Source organism: Streptomyces sp. NPDC051133, assembly GCF_040682635.1.
In the GTDB taxonomy this organism is placed as follows: Bacteria; Actinomycetota; Actinomycetes; order Streptomycetales; family Streptomycetaceae; genus Streptomyces.
Genome location: NZ_JBFBBK010000002.1, coordinates 1 through 22,422, shown reverse-complemented (window position 1 = coordinate 22,422; position 22,422 = coordinate 1). Strand labels below are relative to the sequence as shown.

Here is a 22,422-nt window from a genome sequence, read left to right as displayed (position 1 = left end):
GACGGGGGCCGGTGACTGCGATGATGAGCGCATGCATCTCGTCCCCGCGGAACGTGCAGGGCAGCGGACCATCGACGGCCATCGGGTCTGCGACGCCATCGCGGCCGTCGGCGAGCCCGAGCGGGTACGCGCCTGGGCCGACCGTTTCTCCCTGCTCTCGGATCCTGGGCGCCTCTCCCTGCTGCTGGCCCTCCACGAGGCGGGCCCCATCGCCGTCTCCGACCTCGCCGTTGCCACCGGTATGCGGGACACCGCCGTGTCCCAGGCGCTGCGTCTGCTGCGGGCCGCAGGCATCGTCCAGGGTGAGAAGGACGGCCGGATCGTGCGCTACCGTCTCGTCGACGACCGGATCTCCGCTTTGCTGAAACACTGCGCGTCACACGAGGGGGTGAGCGTCGACGGCGCACTGTCAGGACGAGGAAGCGACACAGGGTGACAGTGAGGGGATCCGCAACCGGCACTCCCGTGTTCCTGCCGGGGCCTTCCGTGCTTTCTGGCCTGACCGAGCAGTTCGATGTTCCCAAACGCTCACCGCAGGCACTTGCCTAAATGTTCACGCGGCAGGGCACTTTTCCGTACGGAATGGGGGCGTGTGATTCGGGTGCCGCCGCATTCCTTGGCCGCCAGTTTCCGGGCGAGGTGTGGCGGGACTGCGACCAACTCCTCGGGCGGGCCGTGGTGGTCAAACTGCTGCATGCCGAGGAGGCGGAAGACACCGAGTGATTCCGCCTGGAGGCGCAGATCGCGGCCCGGCTCAACCACCCCGACGTCGTGGGCATGTACGACTTCGCCGCGCACAACGACCAGCCCCACCTGGTCACACTTCCAGGCTCACGTGGCGCGCCGCGCCATGACGCCTCAGGCGGCGCGGACCGCCCCGGCAGGGACCTGGTGGGCTTCGACGTCCCTGTCTTCACGCCGAACTTTGTGATGAGCCGGATCACCGGCTGGACCGCTCACATCACCGGACAGCTCGCCCACAACGCGCTGACCCAGCCGCTCGCCTCCTACGACGCACCGGTGCAGCGGCCGGTTCCGAGCGCCTCGTAGCCCCACGTCGGGCAGGAGAGGTACTTGTTTGGCAGGGCCGGGGCACGAGCGCCCCGGCCCTGGTTCTCGACAGGATCAGGACTGGGAGAGCTCACCGCGCACGATGCGGGCGGCTGCGACCAGGTTCTCCAGGGCGACGCGGGTCTCCGGCCAGCCGCGAGTCTTCAGGCCGCAGTCGGGGTTGACCCACAGGCGTTCTGCGGGAATGGCCTTCAGGCCGATGCGCAGCAGTTCGGCCGCCTCCTCGGCGCTCGGTACGCGCGGGGAGTGGATGTCGTAGACACCGGGTCCGGCCTCGCGCGGGTAGCCGTGCGCGGCCAGTTCGCGGGCGACTTGCATGTGGGAGCGGGCGGCCTCCAGGCTGATGACGTCGGTGTCGAGGTCGTCGATGGCCTGGACGATGTCGCCGAACTCGGCGTAGCACATGTGTGTGTGGATCTGAGTGTCCGGACGCACACCGGCCGTGGTGAGCCGGAACGCCTCCGTGGCCCAGGTGAGGTAGTCGGGCCGGTCGGCGGCGCGGAGCGGCAGCGTTTCGCGCAGTGCGGGCTCGTCCACCTGAATCACCGAGGTGCCCGCGGCTTCCAGGTCGTTCACCTCGTCACGCAGGGCGAGGGCGAGCTGGCGGGCGGTGTCGCCGAGGGGCTGGTCGTCGCGGACGAAGGACCAGGCGAGCATGGTGACGGGGCCGGTGAGCATGCCCTTGACCGGGCGGTGGGTGAGGGACTGGGCGTACGTCGTCCAGCGCACGGTCATCGGCTCGGGGCGGGAGATGTCGCCGGCCAGGATCGGCGGGCGGACGTAGCGGGTGCCGTAGGACTGGACCCAGCCGTGCTGGGTGGCGAGGTAGCCGGTGAGCTGCTCGGCGAAGTACTGGACCATGTCGTTGCGTTCGGCCTCGCCGTGCACCAGGACGTCCAGGCCGGCCTTCTCCTGGAAGGAGATCACCTCCTGAATCTCGGCCTTGACGCGCTCTTCGTAGCCGGCCGTGTCGATGCGTCCGGCGCGCAGGTCGGCGCGGGCCGTGCGCAGTTCGTCCGTCTGCGGGAAGGAGCCGATCGTAGTCGTCGGCAGCAGCGGCAGCCCGAGGCGGGCGCGCTGGGCGGTGGTCCGCTCGGCGTACGGCTGGGACCGGCGGGCGTCGGCCTCGGTGGCGGCGGCTGCACGGGCACGGACGGCTGGGTCGTGCGTGATGGGGGAGTTCGCGCGGGAGGCCAGATCGGCTCGGTTCGCGGCCAGCTCCGCGGCGATGGCGTCGGTGCCGTGCGCGAGGCCCTGGGCGAGGGTGACGATCTCACGCGTCTTCTGCTTCGCGAAGGCCAGCCAGCGAAGGATCTGTGGCTCGATGCCGCGTTCCATGGCAGCGTCGAGGGGGACGTGCAGCAGGGAGCAAGAAGCGGACACGTCGACCCGGTCGGCAAGACCGAGCAGAGTGCCGAGCGTGGAGAGGGACTTCTCCAGGTCGTTCACCCAGATGTTGCGGCCGTTGACGACACCCGCGACCAGGCGCTTGCCGGGCAGCCCGCCGACGGCCGCGAGCGCGTCCAGGTTGGCGGCGGCGGCCTCGGTGAAGTCCAGGACCAGCCCCTCCACCGGAGCCTTGGCGAGCACCGGCAGCGCGTCACCCAGGCGGTCGAAGTAGGAGGCGACCAACAGCTTGGGACGGTCGGTCAGGGCGCCGAGGTCACGGTAGGCACGTTCGGCGGCACTCAGCTCGGCCGGCGTACGGTCCTGGACCAGGGCGGGCTCGTCGACCTGCACCCATTCCGCGCCGGCCGCGCGCAGATCGACGAGGACCTCGGCGTACACCGGAAGGAGCCGGTCGAGGAGGACGAGGGGGTCGAAGCCGGCGGCCACGCCTGGCGCGGCCTTGGCCAGCAGGAGGTAGGTGATGGGTCCGACGAGGACGGGCCGGGCGGTCAGGCCCAAGGAGAGGGCCTCCTTGAACTCGCCGACCTGCTTGGTCGAGTTCGCGGTGAACACCGTGTCCGGGCCCAACTCCGGCACCAGATAGTGGTAGTTCGTGTCGAACCACTTCGTCATCTCAAGCGGCGCCACGTCCTTGGTGCCGCGCGCCATGGCGAAGTACCCGTCCAGCGCGTCCGCGGCGACGGCGGCCCGATGGCGGGCGGGGACCGCACCGACCATGACGGTGGTGTCGAGCACGTGGTCGTAGTACGAGAAGTCACCGGTCGGCACTTCGTCGATGCCGGCTTCGGCCAGCTGCTGCCAGTTCGTCCGGCGCAGGTTGGTGGCGGCGGCTCGTAGGGCGTCGGCGGTGACGCTGCCCTTCCAGTAGCCCTCGATCGCCTTCTTCAGTTCCCGGTTCTGACCCTGGCGGGGGTAGCCGTACACGGTGGCCCGTGCTGCCGCGGCTGCGGACTTCGCTGTCACGGAGATCTCCTTCGCGAGATGAATCCCTGAGATCCCGGAGACGGGACGAGAGCGCGAAGGGGTGACGAACCTGACAGGAATGACCTGGCGCGGCAAGGCACGGTCGTCCGTCTGGTGTGTACGCCGACCCGCCCTCGAGGTCACCGGGATGTCCGCGCACGAGTGCTTCGAGCGCGGGCAGTTGGCAGGTCTTCGGACTCGCGGGCACGTCCTCACCGAGGAGGACACCTACTGGCCGTCGCTTCCCAGGCCCAGTACGTCGGGCCCAGTGCGTATGACGGCGGTCGTTCCCGCTCACCGCTGCGGGGCAGTCCCGGATTCCCACCGGGTTCCCTCTTGCGACGCATCCCGCCTGGCGGACGGGGCGAACCAGCTGCTCCGGTCAGCGTACGGGGTACTGCGTTCGAGGAACGCGCTACGTCCACCATCCGGATGGTGAAGTGGGAATCTCGACGCCAGGAACGCCACGGGGCGGGAAGCGCCCGCACTCACGCTTCCCGCCCTTCCCCTGAGTCGCCGTGCGGGACCCTCAACCCGCCGGCGGTACGGGCCCCTCAGCCCGCGTCGTACCAGGTCCTCAGCCCTGGTCGTAGGTGTGGAATCCCCTGCCGGTCTTCCGGCCGAGCAGTCCTGCCTCCACCATCCGGTGGAGCAGCGGCGGTGGCGCGTACAGCGGCTCGCGGAACTCGTCGTAGAGGGACTCGGCGATCGAGGCGACGGTGTCCAGTCCGATCAGGTCTGCGAGCTTCAGTGGGCCCATCGGGTGAGCGCAGCCCAGCTCCGTGCCGGTGTCGATGTCGGCGGCCGTGGCGAAGCCGGACTCGGCCATTCGGATCGCGGACAGCAGGTAGGGGATGAGCAGCGCGTTGACGACGAAGCCGGCCCGGTCCTGGGACCGGATCACGGTCTTGCCGAGCACACGGGCCGCGAAGTCCTCGACCGCGGAGGTCGTGCCGGCCGACGTGTGCAGCGAGGTCACGACCTCCACCAGCGGCAGCACGGGGACGGGGTTGAAGAAGTGCAGTCCCACGACCCGGTCCGCGCGGCTCGTGGCCATGCCGAGCCGCATGACCGGGAGGGATGAGGTGTTGGTGGCGAGAACCGCGGCGGGATCCTCGACGATCTTGTCGAGGGCGGCGAACACCTCGGCCTTGGCATCCGTGTTCTCGACAACGGCTTCGACGACCAGCTGCCGGTCGGCCAGGTCCTCCAGATCACCGGTGAAGACCAAACGGGCGAAGGCGTCCCGCGCGGCGGCATCCTCCAGCTTGCCGCGCCGTACGGCGCGGTCGAGTGACGCCGACACCCGATCCCGTGCGGCGCGGGCCGCCACCGCGTCCACCTCGCACACCACGGTGTCGAGCCCTGCCCGTGCGCAGACCTCGGCGATGCCGGCGCCCATCTGACCGCCGCCCACGACGGCCACAGGCCAGATTGACTTGCGATTATGGCAGGTTGGCGTTCCTGCCACGTGTTTCCGATGACCCACCACGTCGGTGTGCCGCGATTGAACCGGTCGCGAAGAGCCACTGAACTGCGGTTGTGTGTGCGCTCACCGTGCGGTGCGGACGTTCAGTAGGTGGGCCGTAAGGGCTCCAGTGCCCGAGGAAGGGTTTCAGGTCGTCGGCTCGTGGCTTGGGGGATGTCGGGCAGCCGGGGCGGTGTGTTCAATGGGTCGCGGCGCTCAACGGTGGCCGCTGCCCAGCTGAGAACTGCTGGCTGTTCGGGCGCCGCTGCCGAGTATCGGCGGGTCGCTGCGCTCGTGAGCGGACGGCTCCTGGAGCGATGTCTTTCGGCGCTATTGGTCCGCGACTGGTCCGGCGGGAACTCTCTCGGATGCCAGTCGGTAACGCGACGAACCCAATTGATTACAGCAGGTACCTACCGGGTCTGGTTGCCTGGAGCCCAATGTTGCCTCCAGGCAAACCGACTTCAGGCTCTAGAAGAACCCGAGCTTCTGAGGACTGTATGAAACTAGAATGTTCTTCGTCTGCTGGTAGTGCTCCAGCATCATCTTGTGCGTCTCGCGGCCGATGCCGGACTGCTTGTAGCCTCCGAACGCCGCGTGCGCGGGGTAGGCGTGATAGCAGTTGGTCCACACCCGGCCCGCCTGGATCGCGCGTCCCGCGCGGTAGGCGGTGTTGGCGTCCCGGGTCCACACGCCCGCGCCGAGGCCGTACAGCGTGTCGTTGGCGATCTTGATCGCGTCGTCGAAGTCGTCGAACGAAGCCACCGAGACGACCGGCCCGAAGATCTCCTCCTGGAAGATCCGCATCCGGTTGTCGCCCTCGAAGACGGTCGGCTGGACGTAGTAGCCGCCCTTCAGCTCGCCGTCGTGCTCGATGCGCTCCCCGCCCGTGAGGACCCTCGCGCCCTCCTGCCGGCCGATGTCCAGGTAGGACAGGATCTTCTCCAGCTGGTCGTTGGAGGCCTGGGCGCCGATCATCGTGTCGGTGTCCAGCGGGTGGCCCGGCTTGATCTGCCGGGTGCGCTCGACCGCCGCCTCGAGGAACTCCGTGTAGTGGCCCCGCTGGACCAGCGCCCGGGACGGGCAGGTGCACACCTCGCCCTGGTTGAGCGCGAACATGGTGAAGCCCTCGAGCGCCTTGTCGCGGAAGTCGTCGTCGTGCGCCCACACGTCGTCGAAGAAGATGTTCGGGGACTTGCCGCCGAGTTCGAGGGTGACCGGCTTGATGTTCTCCGAGGCGTACTGCATGATCAGCCGCCCCGTAGTGGTCTCACCGGTGAACGCCACCTTCGCCACCCGCGGACTGGACGCCAGCGGCTTGCCCGCCTCGACCCCGAAGCCGTTGACGATGTTCACGACACCCGGCGGCAGCAGGTCCGCGATCAGGCTCATCCAGTAGTGGATGGACGCCGGGGTCTGCTCCGCGGGCTTGAGGACGACCGCGTTGCCCGCGGCGAGCGCCGGCGCCAGCTTCCACGCCGCCATGAGGATCGGGAAGTTCCACGGGATGATCTGCGCGACGACCCCCAGCGGCTCGTGGAAGTGGTACGCCACCGTGTCGTCGTCGATCTCGCCCAGCGACCCCTCCTGCGCCCGGATCGCCCCCGCGAAGTAGCGGAAGTGGTCGATCGCCAGCGGGATGTCCGCCGCCAGCGTCTCCCGCACCGGTTTGCCGTTCTCCCAGCTCTCCGCGACCGCGAGGGCTTCGAGGTTGGCCTCCATCCGGTCGGCGATCCTGCGCAGGACGTCACTGCGCTCCGTCACCGACGTACGGCCCCACCCCGGGGCGGCCTCGTGCGCCGCGTCCAGCGCCCGCTCGACGTCCTCCGCGGTACCGCGCGCGATCTCCGTGAACGGCTGCCCGTTGACCGGCGACGGATTCTCGAAGTACTGCCCGCGCGTCGGCGGCACGTACGCACCGCCGATGAAGTGGTCGTAGCGCGCCTGGTAGGAGACGATCGCGCCCTCGGTGCCCGGCGCCGCGTAACGAGTCATGCTGGTCTGCCTCCCGGTGCAGCGCTGCCCGCCGTTGGGCAGCTCTCGCCCGGGAGGCTAGGCAGGCGGACGTTGCACCTACGTTGCGCCGCAGGTCCGCCCCGGTGCCCGGCCGGCCGGCGCGGTCAGTTCGGCCTCGAGCGCGGTGAGCCGGGCCCGCACCGGCGCGGTGGGCCGCACCGCGGCCAGCGCCCGCCACACCTCCAGGTCGTCCTCCCCCCAGGACGCGTGCGCCCAGTCCGCCAGCAGGTCCGGGTCGCGGTGCGCGATCAGTGCCGTGCGCAGCCCGTCGGCGAGACGGTCCCGCAGCCGCACGATCGCCGGGGCCTGCGACCCGGGCAGCAGCGGCCCGGTGTACGCCTCCGTGGCGGCGGTGAGCGCGCCCGCCTCCAGCCGCCGCTCCACCACGGTGGCGTCCGACTCGACCGCCACCGCGAGCCGGTACGGCCGTGAAGCGAGCAGCCCCGGACCCAGCAGCCTGCGCAGCCGGACCAGTTCGGCGCGCAGCGTCACGGGCGTCACCGACTCGTCCGCGTACAGCGCGCACAGCAACTCGTCACCGGTGAGCCCCTCGGGATGCCGGGACAGCAGCACGAGGATCTCGCTGTGGCGGCGTCCGAGCCGGATCCGGCGTCCGTCCAGGACGAGTTCCGCCTCGTGCCGGCCCAGCGCGCTCAGCAGCGGTGTGTCCTGCGTGCGGGGCGGCGGGACGAGCAGGGCCAGCTGCGCCTCCGCCGCCCGCGCCACCGCCTGCACGAACCCCAGGCTGTGCGGGTGCGCCAGCCCGTCCCCGCCGGTGATGTCCACCGCGCCCAGGACCCGGCCGGTGCGCGGGTCGTGCACCGGTGCCGCCGCGCAGGTCCACGGCTGGACCCGGCGTATGAAGTGTTCCGCGGCGAAGACCTGGACCGGCCGGCCCACGGCGACCGCGGTCCCCGGCGCGTTGGTGCCCACCGCGGCCTCCGACCAGCGCGCTCCCGGCACGAAGTTCATCCCGTCCGCCCGCCGCCGGGTCGCCGGATGCCCCTCCACCCAGAGCAGCCGGCCGTGCGCGTCGCACACCGCCAGCAGATGCTCGCCGTCGGCGGCGAACGTACCCATCAGCTCCCGGAACAGCGGCATCACCGGGGCCAGCGGATGCTCCGCACGGTACGCGCCGAGGTCGGCGTCGGTCAGCTCCACACTGGCGGAGCCGTCCGGCCCGACCCCGGCCCGTGCGCTGCGCCGCCACGACTCCGCCACCACCGACCGCACCGGGCGCGGGACCGTGCCCGCGCTGGTGAACGTCTCGTGCGCCCGGCGCAGCACACGGACACGCTCGGCGGGGTCGGCCCCCGGCTCCAGGGCCACCCACGGATCGGTCAAGCCGGCCTCCCCGGACGGTGCGACGGCGGTGTTGCGGCTACGACCATCGTCACGCGCGGTGTTGGCGCGGACAACCGGTTCGACAGCGGTCGGTCGGACGGTGGCGTCCGGCTAGGCGAAGTTGACGAGTCTCAGATAGCGGACCCAGTCCCACTCCGGCCCCGGATCGGTGTGGTCGGTGCCCGGGACCTGGTAGTGGCCGATGATGTGCTCCCTGTCCTTCGGGATGCCGTACAGATCGCAGATCGCCGCGGTGAGCCGCGCCGACTGCTCGTACAGGGCGTTCGTGAAGTAGGCGGGCTGGTCCACCCAGCCCTCGTGTTCGATACCGATGCTGCGGGTGTTGTAGTCCCAGTTGCCCGCGTGCCAGGCGATGTCGGTCTCGTGCACGCACTGGGCCACATGACCGTCGGCCGAGCGGACCAGATAGTGCGCGGAGACCTTCTTCTGCGGGTTACCGAAGATCGCCAGTGTGTCGCTGTACGTCTCCTGCGTGACGTGGATGATCACCCGGTCGACGGTGTAGCTGCCGGGGCGGTCGGACGCGGTGTAGTTGGCGGCGTTCGCCGGCCGCCACTCGGCGGGCGGATAGTCGACGCTGCCGGTCTGCGCACCGGCACGGGCGTCGGGGAGCAGCGCGTAGGGGACGACGGCGAGCGCCGCGCCCTTGAGGAGCCGGCGTCTGTTGAGGCGCGGCTGTGCGGGGCCCGCTGACGCTGTCGGTTCAGCCGGGCCGATCGGGTCCATGTCCATCGGCGGGTGCCTTTCAGGGATGTGGGGGGAGGGGGAGGGGCGGACGCGCGGGGAGGCGCGGACGCGGGGAGGGGGGACGCGGGGAGGGGGGACGCGGCGCCGCCGTGCGGACACGTCCTCGGCGTCGGCCGGATCTCGGCGCCGTGGGGGCCCGCCGACGTCCGTCAGCGGCGCAGGGCTGCCGCGGTCTCCCGCAGCCCCGCGTGCACACCGCGGTACGTCTCCCGCGCGGGCAGCCACTCCTTGCGGAGCTTGGCCACGCACGTGTAGTTCGTGTCGCACACGTTGGCCAACGGTGATTCGACCGCCTGGGTTGCGAATTGATACGCGTCCAGCTCACTGAACCCGTAGTCGCGCACCAGCCACTGCACCAGGTCGAGCTGCGATATCCGGAACGCGTCCTCCAGCGGGCGCGCCGAGCCGGTCGAGACGATGTGCGTGTCCGACTCCAGCCGGGGCCACGGTGTGACGACGCCCTTGAGGAGCTCCACGATCACCACCGTGTGCATGGCGCACTCCACGGCGACCCCGCAGGTCTCGCCCTCGCCCTGCCGGGCGTGTCCGTCGCCGAGGCTGAGCAGGGCGCCCTCGACGTTCACCCCCAGGTAGCAGGTGACGCCGGCCCGCATCTCGGGGGTGTCCATGTTCCCGCCGTGCGCGTCCGGGACCAGGGCCGAGCGCACCTCCAGGTTGGCGGGGGCCACGCCCACCGTCCCGTGCATCGGGTCCAGGGGCAGCTCGATCTCGATGTCACTGTCCTGCGCCCGGAACAGGGCGGTACGCCGTGCGCGGTCGAGCTGCCAGATCCAGACCCGCTCCGGCAGCGGCGGCTGCAGCGTGGCCGTGCTGTGCGTGGAGGTGAGTGCTCCGAACAGGGGGACCGTCGTCGACGCCGCCCAGTCGCGGGCCGGTTCGATCGACACGAAGTGCACGGCCACGGTGTCTCCGGGCTCGGCTCCCTCGATGTGGAAGGGACCTGTCTGCGGATTGAGGAACGGGAACTCGCAGACCTCGGAGACCAGGTCCTTCTCGGAGCGGACCCGCCCGGCGAAGCAGTCCTCGGTGTACAGATCGAGAACGGTGCCGGGCGCGATCCGCGCCATGGGCGCCGCGCCGCCGAACGTCCAGGCGTACTGGTCCGGCTCCGGGCGCACGGTGAGGATCCGGGGGTCGGTCATCGTGACAGGGGTCCCTTCTGGCAGCGGTGGTCGTGGGGCAGGCGGCTCGGGGGTGGGCACGGTCCAGGCGGCTCGGGTCACGCGGCAAGCGGCTTGGGGGCGTGGGGTGGTGGCGGCCCGGGGTGGTGGGGTGATCGTGGCTTGAGGATGTCGGGTGGAGGCGGCTCAAAGGCGTGGTGTGGCGTGGCGTGCGTGGCCACGGTTCGGGGCGATGGCGTGGTGGCACCCGGGCGTGGCCGGCTCCGTTCCTCCGGTTCGAGTGCCGGTCAGCGCGGTACCGTGCCGTCCTGCCGAGGGCCGGCCGTGGGCTCGTACTCCTCGAGGTGCACGCGCGCGGTCTCGGCTATGCGCTCGGGGTGACGTCGCATCAGCACCAGCAGGACCACCACGCCCGCCGCCATCCAGCCGCCGACGACCGGCCCCGCATAGGACACCGGTGGTGTCAGCTCGGTCACGAAGTCGAACACCGGGAGTCCGGCGGCCGTCAGCAGCGCCGGGACGAAGGCCACGATGCCCAGCACCGGGAAGAGCAGATGGCGTACCGGCTTCAGGGCGCCCCGGCCTGCCCGCAGGAAGTGGCCGGGGCAGGCGAGATTGACGACGATGTAGACGCCGACGACGACGGTGACGATCACCGTGGCGAGGAGGAGGAACGCGGTCACGGGGTCGTAGGCGAAGCCGAGCCCCAGCGCCGTGCCGACCGCCACGACGGTCTGCGCCGCTATCCCGGCCACGGGAGAGCGGTGCCGGGGATGCAGCGTGGCGAGCAGACGGGGCAGGACCCGGATGCGGGCCAGGGCGAAGGCCGTACGGGTGGAGACGTTCGCGCACGCGTTGGCGTTGGCGATCGTGGAGTTGACCACCGCGAGGAACACCAGCACCCAGAACAGACCGAAGGACGCCCGGGCGACCCCGTCCCAGGACGCCGCGCCCGACGCGCCGAACTTCGCGAAGCGGTCCGGCCCGAAGTAGACGGTCATCGCGTAGGTGGTGATCACGTAGAAGAGCCCGATGCCCAGCGCCGCGCCGAGGACCGCGCGGTGCATCGTCCGACGGGGGTCGCGTGTCTCCTCGGCGAGCGGCGCCGCCGCCTCGAACCCGGCGAACGCCAGCACCGTGTACACGGACCCGGCGAACACGCCGCCGACCCCCGCGTATCCGTCGGCGGTGTGGGACGTGCCGAACACCGAGAGGGTGTTGGCGTCGCCCGCCTTGCCGATGAGCAGGAGGGCGAACACCAGGAAGACGACGATCTCGAAGACGCCGAGGACGGTGCCGAAGCGGGCCGAGGCGCGGACGCCCAGATAACCGGCGGCGGCGATGACACCGGCACCCGCCAGCGACCAGGGCCACCACAGGTCCGCCGGGTACGAGGACCACTCCTCGTGCAGCGTGCCGGCCGCGGTGAACCCCAGCTGCAGGAGCAACAGGGGTGGGACCAGCATCTCCACGAACACATAGCCCCATCCGACGAGGAATCCGACGGCCGGGTGCAGCCCGCGCGCCGCATAGGTGGCCACCGAGCCCGCGGCGGGCAGCTCGCGGGCCAGCTCGGCCACGCACGAGGCGGTGAACAGACAGGCCACCAGGGCGATCAGCACCGCCAACGGCAGGCTGCCGCCGGCGAAGGCGGCACCGGACGGAATCGACGCGGCCACCGCGGCGGCCGGCGCCATCGCCGTCACGCTCTGGAACAGGACCTCGCGCAGACCGATCGCGTCTCGCCGCAGAGTTCCGGTCGTCTCCCCGCCCACGTGTCCCCCCGATGCGTGTCGGCCCACTGGCTGCCCGATGCGTGTGATGGCTCCTCAGTTCGCGAGCGGCACCGTGGACTTGACCGCCCCACGGCTGCGGCTCGTGTGCATCACGGTACGGCGCGGGAGGGGCGGGCAGAAGGCCGTGGAGCGGTTCCGTGGACAGCGGGCGGCCTGTGGACAAGTCCGTCACCCGATCGGGGGATCCCGGGTGTTGGCCGGGGCCGGGATGGTGAGGCCGCCCGCCGATCCTCGGGCGCCGGCGGGCCGCGGGCGCCCGGCCGTCACAGCGGCACACCCTCCCGCAGGTACACCACGCCTCCGGCACGCGCCGCCGCGTGCAGCGCCTGCAGTGTGGAGAGCCGGGCCGCGAGCCGGAGCCCGGCCAGCTCGGACGGCGCGAACAGTCCGTAGCGGTCGTGCTCGGCGCTCAGCCGTACGGGGACGCCACCGGGCAAGGTGCCGCCGTGGAAGAAGCAGTCGAGGACCGGGCCCGTGCCGAGCACGTCCACCCGGTGATCGACGCCGAGCAGCGCGGGCACCGGGCCGATGTCGATGCCGGTCTCCTCACCCATCTCCCTGCGCGCCGCGGCCCAGGGATCCTCACCATGGTCCAGCATGCCGCCGGGCAGCCACCAGTGCCCGGCATACGGCCCTCCGGTGCCGTAACGCAGCAGCAGGAGGCGCGCCTGCTCGTCGAGCATCAGCACGCACGAGGCGAGCAGCGCCTGCGGCTGCGTCCTGACCCATTCCGTACGCGGCACCCAGTCCGTCACCCGGCCTCCAGGAAGTACGGTCCTCGGAAGCTGGTCGAGCCCCCGTCAGGATCGTTCCGTGACCACCGCCGGATCGTCCAGCACGGAGCGGACGACCGAGTGCGCCGCACCCAGCAGCGGGCCCTGCGAGCCCAGCCGGGACACCGTCACCGGGCAGGCCGGACCCGCCGTACGGCCGGCCAGTTCCGCCTCCAGGGAGGGCAGCAGCCAGGGGGAGAGGCCGGCCAGGGCCCCGCCCAGCACCACCGTCTCCGGGTCGAGGAGGTTCACCGCGCCGGTCAGGGCGATGCCGAGCGCCGTGCCGGCCTCCCGCAGAGCCGTTCGTACGTGGTCGTCGCCCTTCTCGGCGCGGTCCGCGAGCAGGCCCACCAGATCCTCGCGCGGCTCCAGACCCGCCGCACGCAGGACCGCCTCCTCGCCCGCGTACTGCTCCAGACAGCCGCGGCTCCCGCACGGGCAGCGGGGCCCGTCCGGCCGCACCGGAACGTGGCCCAGTTCGCCCGCGAAGCCCCGGGTACCGCGCAGCAGCCCGCCGTCCACGACGACGGCGGCGCCGATGCCGATCTCGGCCGAGACGTGCAGGAAGTCCCCCGGCGTGCCGTCGCCGAGCCACAATTCGGCGAGCGCGCCGAAGTTGGCCTCGTTGTCCACGGTCAGCGGCCAGGCCCCGGGCAGCAGTGTGCCGAGATCCGTGCCGTGCCAGTCGAGGTTCGGGGCGCGTACGACCGTCCGCCCGTCCCTGGCCACCAGCCCGGGCACGGCGACCGCGAGCCCGGCGGGCCAGAGTTCCTCCCGCTCGGCCTCCGTGACGACCCGGTGGATCAGCGCGGTCAGCTCCGCGACCACGTGCTCGGGGTCCCGCCCCCGGTTGGCGCCGTGCCGCACGGCACGCGCGCGGACCGCGCCGCGCAGGTCGACCGCGCACACCGCGAGATGGTCGACGCCGATCTCCGCCCCGATGCCGGCCGGACCCCGGCCGCTGACCGCGAGTGCCGAACCGGGGCGGCCCACCCGGCCGGGCCGCTCCGGGCCCAGCTCTTCCAGCAGCCCCCACCGGATCAGCTCGTCCACCAGCGTTGACACGGCCGCCCGGGTCAGACCGATGCGCGAGGCGACGGCGGCCCGGGACAGTGAACCCTCGGCGCTGACCGCGTGCAGCACACGGGCGAGATTGCGCCGGCGCATGCCCTGCTGGGTGTCCGGCAGGGCGCGGCCGGTGCCGGGCGGGCGGGCCTCGTGCAGCGGTGCGGTCATGCCTGAAGTGATCCTCGGTGTCTGCCGCTCAGCTCGATGTGCGCGACGGGGCGTGTGTCCCCCGCTCCAGCAGCGGGGCCGCGTCGGAGAGTACCCCGGTGATCCGGTTCAGCGTCTCCTGGTCCCGTTCCACGGCCTCCAGCAACGGACCCGCGGCCGTGTTCCAGCGGCGGGCCACGGCTGCCGGATCCTCGCCGGTCAGCAGCCCGGCGGCCTGTGCCGCCGCACCCAGGGCGACCAGCTCCCGCGCCTGCGGCACCTGTACAGGACGCCCCGACAGCCGGCGCACGGTCTGCTGCCAGGCCGCCCCGCGGGCCCCGCCACCGATCAGCAGCAGCGGGGTGCTGCGGTCCGCGTCCTCCTCAAGGACGAGGTCGAGCGCGCCCAGCAGCGTGTGCACCGCGCCGTCGTAGGCCGCCTGCAGCAGCTGGCCCGCGGTCGTGTCGTGCCGCAGTCCGTGCAGCAGACCGGAGGCGTCGGGCAGGTTCGGGGTGCGCTCGCCGTCCAGGTACGGCAGCAGCGTCACGGAGCCGCCCGCCTCCACCGCCTCCCGGTCCCGGCCCAACAGGGTCGCGACGCGGTCGACGGCGAGCGTGCAGTTCAGCGTGCAGGCCAGCGGCAGCCAGTCCCCGTGCGCGTCGGCGAAGCCCGCCACGGTGCCGGTCGGGTCGGTGGGGCGGCGCTTGGAGACGGCGTACACCGTGCCCGACGTGCCGAGGCTGAGCACCGGGGTGCCGGGCCGCAGCCCGAGCCCCAGCGCCGCCGCCGCGTTGTCGCCGGTGCCGGGCGCCACCAGCGTGCCCTTGGAGAACGGCAGGTCGTGGCTGTCGCGCACGGTGCCGGCCACCTCGCCCGGCCGCACCACCCGGGGCAGCAGCGCAGGATCGAGGCCGACGTGCGCCAGGGTCTCCGGGTCGTACGCCTCCGTCCCGGACGCCCACCAGCCGGTGCCGGAGACGTCGCCGCGGTCGGTCGTGCCCTGCCCGGTCAGGCGCTCGGTGAGGTAGTCGTGGGGGAGCCGTACCGCCCTGGTCGCGCGCACCGCGTCCGGCTCGTGCTCGGCCAGCCACGCCCACTTCGTGACCGTGAAGGACGCCCCGGGCACGCTGCCCGTGCGCTCCGCCCAGGCCTTCGGGCCGCCCAGCTCCTCCACCAGACGGCGGGCCTGCGGCGCGGAGCGGACGTCGTTCCACAGCAGCGCCGGACGCACCGGCTCCCCGTGCTCGTCCAGGGTCACCAGACCGTGCTGCTGACCGCCGATCGACACGGCCGCCGCCTCGTGCGCCGCGTCACCGCACTGGCGCAACGCCTCGCACAGGGCCTGCCACCACTGACGCGGATCGCTCTCCCGGCCCGCGCCCGAGGACACGGTGTGCGCGGCCTGGCCGCTCGCCACCACCTGCCCGGTCGACGCGTCCACGACCAGCGCCTTCGTGGACTGAGTGGATGTGTCCACGCCGACGACGAGCGGACCCTCGGCTGCTGACATCGGGCTCTCCCTTTTCCACGACGATCCGTGACGTTCCGTGCCGTTCAGCGACTTCCGTGATCTTCCAAGACGTGTGTGATGTTCCGCGGCGTGCGGGTCAAACACATCTTGTCTCTTCCCAGAGGTGCGCCCGCATACTAATTTGTAAACGGCCATGACGAAATAGTCGTACGCAGCAAGGAGCCGCGGCATGAACTACCAGCCCACCCCCGAGGACAGGTTCACGTTCGGCCTGTGGACCGTCGGCTGGCAGGGCAGGGACCCCTTCGGCGACGCCACGCGCCGTGCCCTCGACCCGGTCGAGACGGTGCAGCGCCTGGCCGAGCTGGGCGCGCACGGGGTGACCTTCCACGACGACGACCTGATCCCCTTCGGGTCCACGGACAGCGAGCGCGAATCCCACGTCAAGCGGTTCCGGCAGGCCCTGGACGCCACCGGCATGACCGTCCCGATGGCCACCACGAACCTGTTCACGCACCCCGTCTTCAAGGACGGCGCGTTCACCGCCAACGACCGCGACGTGCGGCGTTACGCGCTGCGCAAGACGATCCGCAACATCGATCTGGCGGCCGAGATGGGCGCTCGGACGTACGTCGCCTGGGGCGGTCGCGAGGGTGCCGAGTCCGGAGCCGCCAAGGACGTCCGTGCGGCTCTCGACCGGATGAAGGAGGCATTCGACCTCCTCGGGGAGTACGTCACCGCCCAGGGCTACGACCTCCGCTTCGCCATCGAGCCCAAGCCCAACGAGCCGCGCGGCGACATCCTGCTGCCCACCGTCGGTCACGCGCTGGCCTTCATCGAGCGCCTGGAACGCCCGGAGCTGTACGGCGTCAACCCGGAGGTCGGGCACGAGCAGATGGCGGGCCTGAACTTCCCGCACGGCATCGCGCAGGCGCTGTGGGCCGGCAAGCTCTTCCACATCGACCTCAACGGCCAGTCCGGCATCAAGTACGACCAGGACCTGCGGTTCGGCGCCGGTGACCTGCGGGCGGCGTTCTGGCTGGTCGACCTCCTGGAGAGCGCCGGCTACGACGGCCCGCGTCACTTCGACTTCAAGCCGCCACGGACCGAGGACCTCGACGGCGTGTGGGCCTCGGCGGCCGGCTGCATGCGCAACTACCTCATCCTCAAGGAGCGTGCGGCCGCCTTCCGTGCGGACCCGGAGGTCCAGGAGGCGCTGCGCGCGTCGCGCCTGGACCAGCTGGCCCAGCCCACCGCGGCCGACGGCCTGCAGGCGCTGCTCGCCGACCGCTCGGCCTTCGAGGACTTCGACGTGGAGGCCGCCGCCGCGCGCGGGATGGCGTTCGAACGTCTCGACCAGCTGGCGATGGACCACCTGCTGGGGGCGCGCGGCTGAACGGCCCCACGCGCGCGTGCCCGCACTCGGGCACGGCAGTGGCCGGGCGACCCGGGCATGACGAAGGCCTGGCCACCGGGCATGGCGCGGGCCGGGGAACGGCACGAGCACGAGCTGTTCCCCGGCCTGGGCCGAGCGAGGTCCCGGGACCGACCGGGGCCGGAAACCGGTCACAGCCCCCTGGGCAGCCGCAGGTACGTCACGGTCGTCTTGACGCCGCTGTCGACCAGCCGGCCCTGAGCGTCGAAGGCACCCGCGCCGTCCGTCATGCCGAAGTCGTTGTCGTTGACGAGAGCGAGCGTGTCGCGGTCCACGCGCGCGATGCCCTCGATCTTCTGCTGCACCCCGCCGGCCTTGCCGAGGCCGACCACGAGCCGCTTGGCCAGAACCGGCACCCCGGCGGCCGCGGGATCGTCCAGCTGCTCCAGGGACGGCGACGTCGTGTCGTCGTCCCACGGACCGCCGAGAACGCTCGACCCGCGCTTCAGCTCGACCAGTTGCAGCCGGGCCGCCTTGTCCGTGCGCTCCTCCACGAGCAGCCGGTCACCGCCCACCGCCACCATGGAGGAGATCTTCAGCTCGGAGGTGTCGTCGGGTAGTCGGCGCCGGTCAGCCTCAGGCCCTGGGGCACATAGCGGGTGTCCACGAGCCAGAACGTCCCGTCCCCGGTCCGCACGATGCCTTCGGTGTCCAGGCCGTTCGGGTCGTACGACCGCGGCGTCCTCGCGTCGTAGGTGCACGGCGCCTCGTCGCGGCTCTGCTGGTCGGGCAGCCCGGTGACGGCCTCGCCGGACGAGGTGGTCAGCGGGATCGCGTCGACGGCCTTCACCGACTCCCCGACGACCCGGATCTTCACGATCGACGGGTCGAACCCCGGCACCGGGAAGGTGCGGCGCTTCTTGCCGTCCACCTTGATCTGACCGTTCGGGCCGCGGTCGGTCACCGTCCAGTCCTCGCCCTTACGGCCCGCCGGGTAGATGTCGCTGCCGATGCCGCCGAGCGCGATGCCGTGGTCGTCGTCCACGCTCCCGGGCAGGAGCGCGTTGCGCACATTTGGGCCCCCAGCGGAACACGGCGCGACCGCGGGATGAACGGCCGGCGACCGCCGTTCATCGGATCGCGCCGACGGGATGCCGGCGTGTCACTCTCCCTCCGCGGTCGTCGACTCCGATTCGCAGCGGGCCGAGGCCAGGGCCGTCGCGGGATCACGCTCCGCTCCGCCCACCGGGATCCAGCGGTCGTCACCCTCCCGGTACGGCCACCAGCGGCCGTCTCGGCCCAGGCGCAGCTGGATTCCCTCACCCGGGACCGTCCACCGGTTGCCGCTCCTGCGGAACGACGGTCGTTCGTCCCCTTCCCAGGCGACGTCCAGCGCCGCACGCGCGCGTGCGAGCGGCACGCCCTCCACCGGCCACTCCGCGTCGAGCACGGACAGGGCCGCGGCGCCCCCGGCCGACCAGGCCCGGACAGCCGTCGCCAGCCCGGCACGGCCCCGCCCCGACGCTTCGGCGAGCCGCTCGGCGACGGCCCCGGGCGGCGCACCACAGGCGAGCCGTACGGCATCCTGAGCAACCGTCGACTCGGCCTCGCCGCATGGCTCGACACGCGGCGCTTCCGACAGCAGCCGACAGGCCTCCACTGCGGTACGGCCCACCAGGTGTTCCAGTGCCACGGCATCGATTCCGGGCGGCGGCTCCAGGCCGGTGTCGAGGGACGGCGGGGTACCGGGTGTCCCCGGGAGGCCGGGCAGCTCGGGCAGAGGCGGCAGGATGCCCGCGGCGCTCCACGCCTCCGCCGCGTCCACACCCGCGGCGGCGGCCGCGGCCCCGGAAGGCTCCGCCCCGGGCGCGGCGCTGCGCACGTGCAGCTCAGCGAGGAACGTATCCTCGTCCCGTCCGCGCATCAGCAGGAGCAGAAACGGATCCTCGTCCAGCAGGCGCGCCACCTGGTGACACAGCGCCGCCGTGTGGCCGCAGTGGCCCCAGGTGCCGCAGTCGCACTCGGGGTCCAGATCGCCCAGGCCCGGCAGCAACTCGATGCCGCCGACCGCCGCGTCCTCGATCAGGTGCGGGGGAAGCTCCCGGTCGAGGAGCGCCGCCATGTGCCCGGCCTGCTCCACGGCCAGGTCCAGGAACCGTGCCCATTCCTGCCCGGACAGTTCCGGCACCAGCACGTCCGCCCGGTGCGCCGCACCCCCACGATCGCGGACGACGGCGGTGACCCGGCCCGGTCGCACGGTGACCGCGCCCACGCCGCCCGCGCGCGCGAGCCGGCGCCCCGACTTGACCGCCGCAGGCTCCAGAGCCGTGTCCTCCAGCGCCCGCAGCCAGGCGCGTCCCCACCAGCTCTGCGCGAAGCCCCGCCCGTGTGCGGGCGGGAGTGCGGCGATCGTGCGCCCGGCGTCATGGCCCTGCTCGTCGTCGTGGCGGCTCATCGCGTCTCCCCGCGCAGTTCGACCAGTGCGGCCAGTTCCGCGTCCGTCAGTTCCGTCAGGGCTCTCTCACCGGCGCCGAGCACCGCGTCGGCCAACTCCCGCTTGCGGGCCAGCATCTGTGCGATGCGGTCCTCCAGGGTGCCCTCGGCGATCAGCCGGTGCACCTGCACCGGGCGGGTCTGCCCGATGCGGTACGCGCGGTCGGTGGCCTGCGCCTCGACCGCGGGGTTCCACCACCGGTCGTAGTGCACGACGTGCTCGGCGCGCGTGAGGTTCAGGCCGGTGCCGGCGGCCTTCAACGACAGCAGGAACACCGGCACCTCGCCGTCCTGGAAGCGACGTACCAGCGCCTCGCGCGCGGCGACCGGAGTGCCGCCGTGCAGGAGCAGCGAGGGCACACCGCGTTCCGACAGATGCCGTTCGAGAAGGCGGGCCATGCGCACGTACTGCGTGAAGACGAGGACGCCCGAGCCCTCCGTGAGGATGATGTCGAGGAGTTCGTCCAGCAGCTCCAGCTTTCCCGAGCGCCCGGCCGGCTGCGGACCGTCCTCCTTGAGGAACTGCGCCGGATGGTTGCAGATCTGCTTCAGGCCGGTCAGCAACCGCATGATCAGACCCCGGCGGGCCATGTCGTCGGCGGCAGCGATGCGGTCCAGGGTCTCGCGGACCAACGCCTCGTACAGGCCGGTCTGTTCAGGTGTGAGGGCCACCGGATGGTCGGTCTCGGTCTTCGCCGGCAGCTCGGGCGCGATGCCGGGGTCCGACTTGCGCCGCCGCAGCAGGAACGGCTGGACGAGCCGGGCCAGCCGCTCCGCGGCGGCGGGATCCCGGCCGCCCTCGACGGGCTGTGCGTACCGCTCGCGGAAGGTGCCGAGACGGCCCAGCAGCCCAGGTGTGGCCCAGTCCAGGATCGCCCACAGCTCCGTCAGGTTGTTCTCCACCGGCGTGCCGGTGAGCGCCACACGCGCGCGTGTGCCGATGGAACGCAGCGCCCGAGCGGTCGCCGCACCGGGGTTCTTCACGTGCTGCGCCTCATCGGCCACGACCATGCCCCACGGCACCCCGGCGAGCCGCTCGGCGTCCAGGCGCATCGTGCCGTAAGTGGTCAGGACGAACTCGTCGGACGTCACCGAACCGAGCGAGCGCCCGGCTCCGTGGAACCTGCGTACCCGAATGCCGGGAGCGAACCGCTCGATCTCCCGCTGCCAGTTGCCGAGCAGCGAGGCGGGGCAGACGACGAGCGTGGGACCGGCAGTCGAGGCGTCCTGCCGCCGGTGCAGGTGCAGGGCGATCAGCGTGACCGTCTTGCCGAGGCCCATGTCGTCGGCCAGGCAGCAGCCCAGGCCGAGAGAGGTCGTGCGGGCCAGCCAGTCCAGGCCGCGCAGCTGATAGTCCCGCAGAGTGGCGGCAAGGCCCGGCGGCGGCACGGTGGTCCGCTCCACCGCCGGATCCGTGAGCCGGTCCCGGAGCCGCTCCAGCCATCCCGTGGGCCGTACGTCGACCTGCCGGCCCTCGACCTCCACCGAGCCGGTGAGAGCGGCGGCCAGCGCCGCTACGGGGCTGAGGGAGCGGTCCTGACGCGTCCGGGCGCGGCGCGCCTCCCGCGGGTCGACCAGCACCCAGCCGTCGCGCAGCCGGACCAGGGGCCGCTTGGCCTCGGCCAGCCGGTCCAGCTCCTGCCGCGACAACTGCCGCCCGCCCAGCGAGAAACCCCAGGCGAACCCGACGGCAGTGTCCGCCGAGAGGAACGACGACGGTGCCGGACCGGCCCCCGAGGCTGCCGCACCCTCGTCCGACGGGCCGACGGTCACGTGCACGGCGAGATCGCGCGACAGCTCCTTCGCCCAGTGCACCTCGACCCCCGTCGCGGCGAGGGCCCGCGTACCCTCGCCCAGGAGTTCGGTGATCTCCTCGTCGGAGAGTTCGACGGCGTCGGGGACGGCGGCGGAGAGCAGTGGTTGCAGCGGCGGCCAGGCACGGGCGGCGCGGCGGAGCGCCAGCAGTGCGTCCGCACGCCCGCGTGGCCCGAACGCCCGCGGCGCCGCTTCCGCCTCGGTCCACAGCCGGGCGGCGTCCGTGACGTCCATCGAGCCGGTCGCACCGTGCACTTGCAGCACCGCGCGGAACCGGACCGCGGCCCCGTTCCGCTCCGCGGCCTCTTGCTCCTGCGCGGCCTGTTCCTGCTCTGCGACCTCATCGAGACCGGAGGCCTCCACGCGCAGGGACAGCCGCACTCCCGCGTCGTGGCGGGCGGCGATGTCGTCGGCCCAGGCGCGCAGCGCGGGCAGCCGCTGTGGCCCGGGCGCCGTGTACGCGGGGCCGTCGGTCACCAGGGGCGCGGCGGGTGAGCGGGGGAGCACGTCGGCGACGGCATCCAGGAAAGCCCGCAGCAGCCGCTCCGGGTCGGGCAGCCGAAGCGAGTGCCCGGCCGTGAGCGGCACGGCGTGCGCCTCCGGCGGCATGGCGGCGGCGAGTTCGCGGACCAGTTCCACGTCGCCCGCGGACAACGGCCCCACCCGCCAGGCGTCGTGGTCGTCCGGCGTGAGCCCCGGCAGCAGGAGACCGCGCGCCACGAAATGCAGGGCCAGCGAGCAGGCGGCGCTCCAGAAGCCGGCGGACCGGTGGCTTCGGGGCAGGGCACGCGCGCGCGTGAGCAGAGGCAGGGCCCGGCGTACGGGCAACAGGAGGGCGGGCGTGCGGACTTGTTCCACACGGCCACCGGCCGCCGGTACGACGATGTCCAGCTCTGTCACGGAGCCGTCCGCGACGGCGGGAGGGGCGGCTCCGTCCCGTCGCCAGAAGGCGAAGCTGCCCGCACGCGCGGGGTCGGCCGGCAGGAACACGGTGCAGCAGCGGGTCAGTTCGGACAGGTCCAAGGGGGGTGAGGGGGGTCGTGAGGATCGTCTGCACTGCTCTGCCGTACTCCTCAAATTTGACTACCTGGGGGCGGGCCGCCGAGGCTACAGCACGGCGGAGGCGTTGTCGGCATGCTGCGGTGGCAGACCCCCGACCACTTCACAATCTGTTCGACACCGGTGAACGGGTGGCAAACGCCCGCCATGCGCGGACAATGGCCGCTACCGCTGTCGAGCGCAGTGGCCGGGTGAGGGGGAGAGCATGACGGAGGCACGGTCCACGGAGTCCCCGAAGTCAGG

At 72.2% G+C, this 22,422-nt stretch carries 15 protein-coding genes, 2 pseudogenes and 1 riboswitch; of the genes and pseudogenes, 4 read left to right on the top strand and 13 right to left on the bottom strand.

Annotation, left to right across the window (positions count from 1 at the left end; all coding sequences use genetic code 11):
• The first annotated feature begins 31 nt into the window (after positions 1–31).
• The 3 genes and pseudogenes from AB0N17_RS02255 to AB0N17_RS02245 all read left to right on the top strand — a co-directional run.
• A complete protein-coding gene (locus tag AB0N17_RS02255) occupies positions 32–436 on the top strand; it encodes a metalloregulator ArsR/SmtB family transcription factor (protein ID WP_366009172.1) in 405 nt (134 codons plus the stop codon).
• A gap of 113 nt (positions 437–549) precedes the next feature.
• Positions 550–723, top strand: a complete 174-nt coding sequence (locus AB0N17_RS02250; RefSeq protein WP_366009171.1) for a hypothetical protein — start codon at positions 550–552, stop codon at positions 721–723.
• A 165-nt stretch (positions 724–888) separates the two neighbouring features.
• Positions 889–1,050 (top strand): annotated as a pseudogene (locus tag AB0N17_RS02245) (citrate/2-methylcitrate synthase); the annotation flags it as partial.
• 75 nt (positions 1,051–1,125) lie between these two features.
• Here the strand turns inward: AB0N17_RS02245 and metE are convergent.
• The 10 genes from metE to xylB all read right to left on the bottom strand — a co-directional run bounded on the left by metE (position 1,126) and on the right by xylB (position 15,476).
• Positions 1,126–3,444: a 5-methyltetrahydropteroyltriglutamate--homocysteine S-methyltransferase gene (gene metE, locus AB0N17_RS02240; RefSeq protein ID WP_366009170.1), complete on the bottom strand. Its 2,319-nt coding sequence runs from the start codon at positions 3,442–3,444 to the stop codon at positions 1,126–1,128.
• Between the two features lie 165 nt (positions 3,445–3,609).
• Positions 3,610–3,833: riboswitch (cobalamin riboswitch) on the bottom strand.
• Positions 3,834–4,021: 188 nt separating this feature from the next.
• Entirely contained in the window at positions 4,022–4,870 is an 849-nt protein-coding gene (locus tag AB0N17_RS02235) for a 3-hydroxybutyryl-CoA dehydrogenase (RefSeq protein WP_366009169.1), read from the bottom strand.
• 513 nt (positions 4,871–5,383) lie between these two features.
• The gene (locus AB0N17_RS02230; RefSeq protein WP_366009168.1) at positions 5,384–6,907 is read right to left on the bottom strand and encodes an aldehyde dehydrogenase family protein; all 1,524 of its coding nucleotides are present in this window, start codon (positions 6,905–6,907) and stop codon (positions 5,384–5,386) included.
• Positions 6,908–6,985: 78 nt separating this feature from the next.
• Positions 6,986–8,272 (bottom strand): GAF domain-containing protein, encoded by a 1,287-nt coding sequence (locus AB0N17_RS02225; RefSeq protein WP_366009167.1) that lies wholly within the window; start codon positions 8,270–8,272, stop codon positions 6,986–6,988.
• Positions 8,273–8,383: 111 nt separating this feature from the next.
• Positions 8,384–9,019 (bottom strand): N-acetylmuramoyl-L-alanine amidase, encoded by a 636-nt coding sequence (locus tag AB0N17_RS02220; RefSeq protein ID WP_366009570.1) that lies wholly within the window; start codon positions 9,017–9,019, stop codon positions 8,384–8,386.
• A gap of 170 nt (positions 9,020–9,189) precedes the next feature.
• Entirely contained in the window at positions 9,190–10,203 is a 1,014-nt protein-coding gene (locus AB0N17_RS02215) for an acetamidase/formamidase family protein (protein ID WP_366009166.1), read from the bottom strand.
• Positions 10,204–10,469: 266 nt separating this feature from the next.
• On the bottom strand, positions 10,470–11,957 hold the full coding sequence (locus AB0N17_RS02210) for an APC family permease (protein WP_366009165.1): 1,488 nt from the start codon (positions 11,955–11,957) through the stop codon (positions 10,470–10,472).
• A 284-nt stretch (positions 11,958–12,241) separates the two neighbouring features.
• Positions 12,242–12,733 (bottom strand): NUDIX hydrolase, encoded by a 492-nt coding sequence (locus AB0N17_RS02205; RefSeq protein WP_366009164.1) that lies wholly within the window; start codon positions 12,731–12,733, stop codon positions 12,242–12,244.
• Between the two features lie 45 nt (positions 12,734–12,778).
• Positions 12,779–13,987, bottom strand: a complete 1,209-nt coding sequence (locus AB0N17_RS02200; RefSeq protein WP_366009163.1) for an ROK family transcriptional regulator — start codon at positions 13,985–13,987, stop codon at positions 12,779–12,781.
• 28 nt (positions 13,988–14,015) lie between these two features.
• Complete coding sequence (gene xylB, locus AB0N17_RS02195) at positions 14,016–15,476, bottom strand: xylulokinase (protein WP_366009162.1); 1,461 nt, start codon at positions 15,474–15,476, stop codon at positions 14,016–14,018.
• Positions 15,477–15,666: 190 nt separating this feature from the next.
• Between xylB and xylA the strand changes: the two genes are divergently transcribed.
• Positions 15,667–16,833 carry a xylose isomerase gene (xylA, locus tag AB0N17_RS02190; protein ID WP_366009161.1) on the top strand — a complete coding sequence of 389 codons (1,167 nt, stop codon included), beginning with the start codon at positions 15,667–15,669 and terminating at the stop codon, positions 16,831–16,833.
• A 170-nt stretch (positions 16,834–17,003) separates the two neighbouring features.
• On the opposite strand, the pseudogene AB0N17_RS02185 reads toward xylA, so the two are convergent.
• The 3 genes and pseudogenes from AB0N17_RS02185 to AB0N17_RS02175 all read right to left on the bottom strand — a co-directional run.
• Positions 17,004–17,878, bottom strand: a pseudogene (locus tag AB0N17_RS02185) (esterase-like activity of phytase family protein); the annotation flags it as partial.
• Positions 17,879–17,974: 96 nt separating this feature from the next.
• Positions 17,975–19,267, bottom strand: coding sequence for an SWF or SNF family helicase (locus AB0N17_RS02180; protein ID WP_366009160.1), 1,293 nt, complete (start codon positions 19,265–19,267; stop codon positions 17,975–17,977).
• Complete coding sequence (locus AB0N17_RS02175) at positions 19,264–22,143, bottom strand: DEAD/DEAH box helicase (RefSeq protein ID WP_366009159.1); 2,880 nt, start codon at positions 22,141–22,143, stop codon at positions 19,264–19,266. The genes AB0N17_RS02180 and AB0N17_RS02175 overlap by 4 nt, the downstream gene beginning before the upstream one ends.
• Positions 22,144–22,422: the final 279 nt, after the last annotated feature.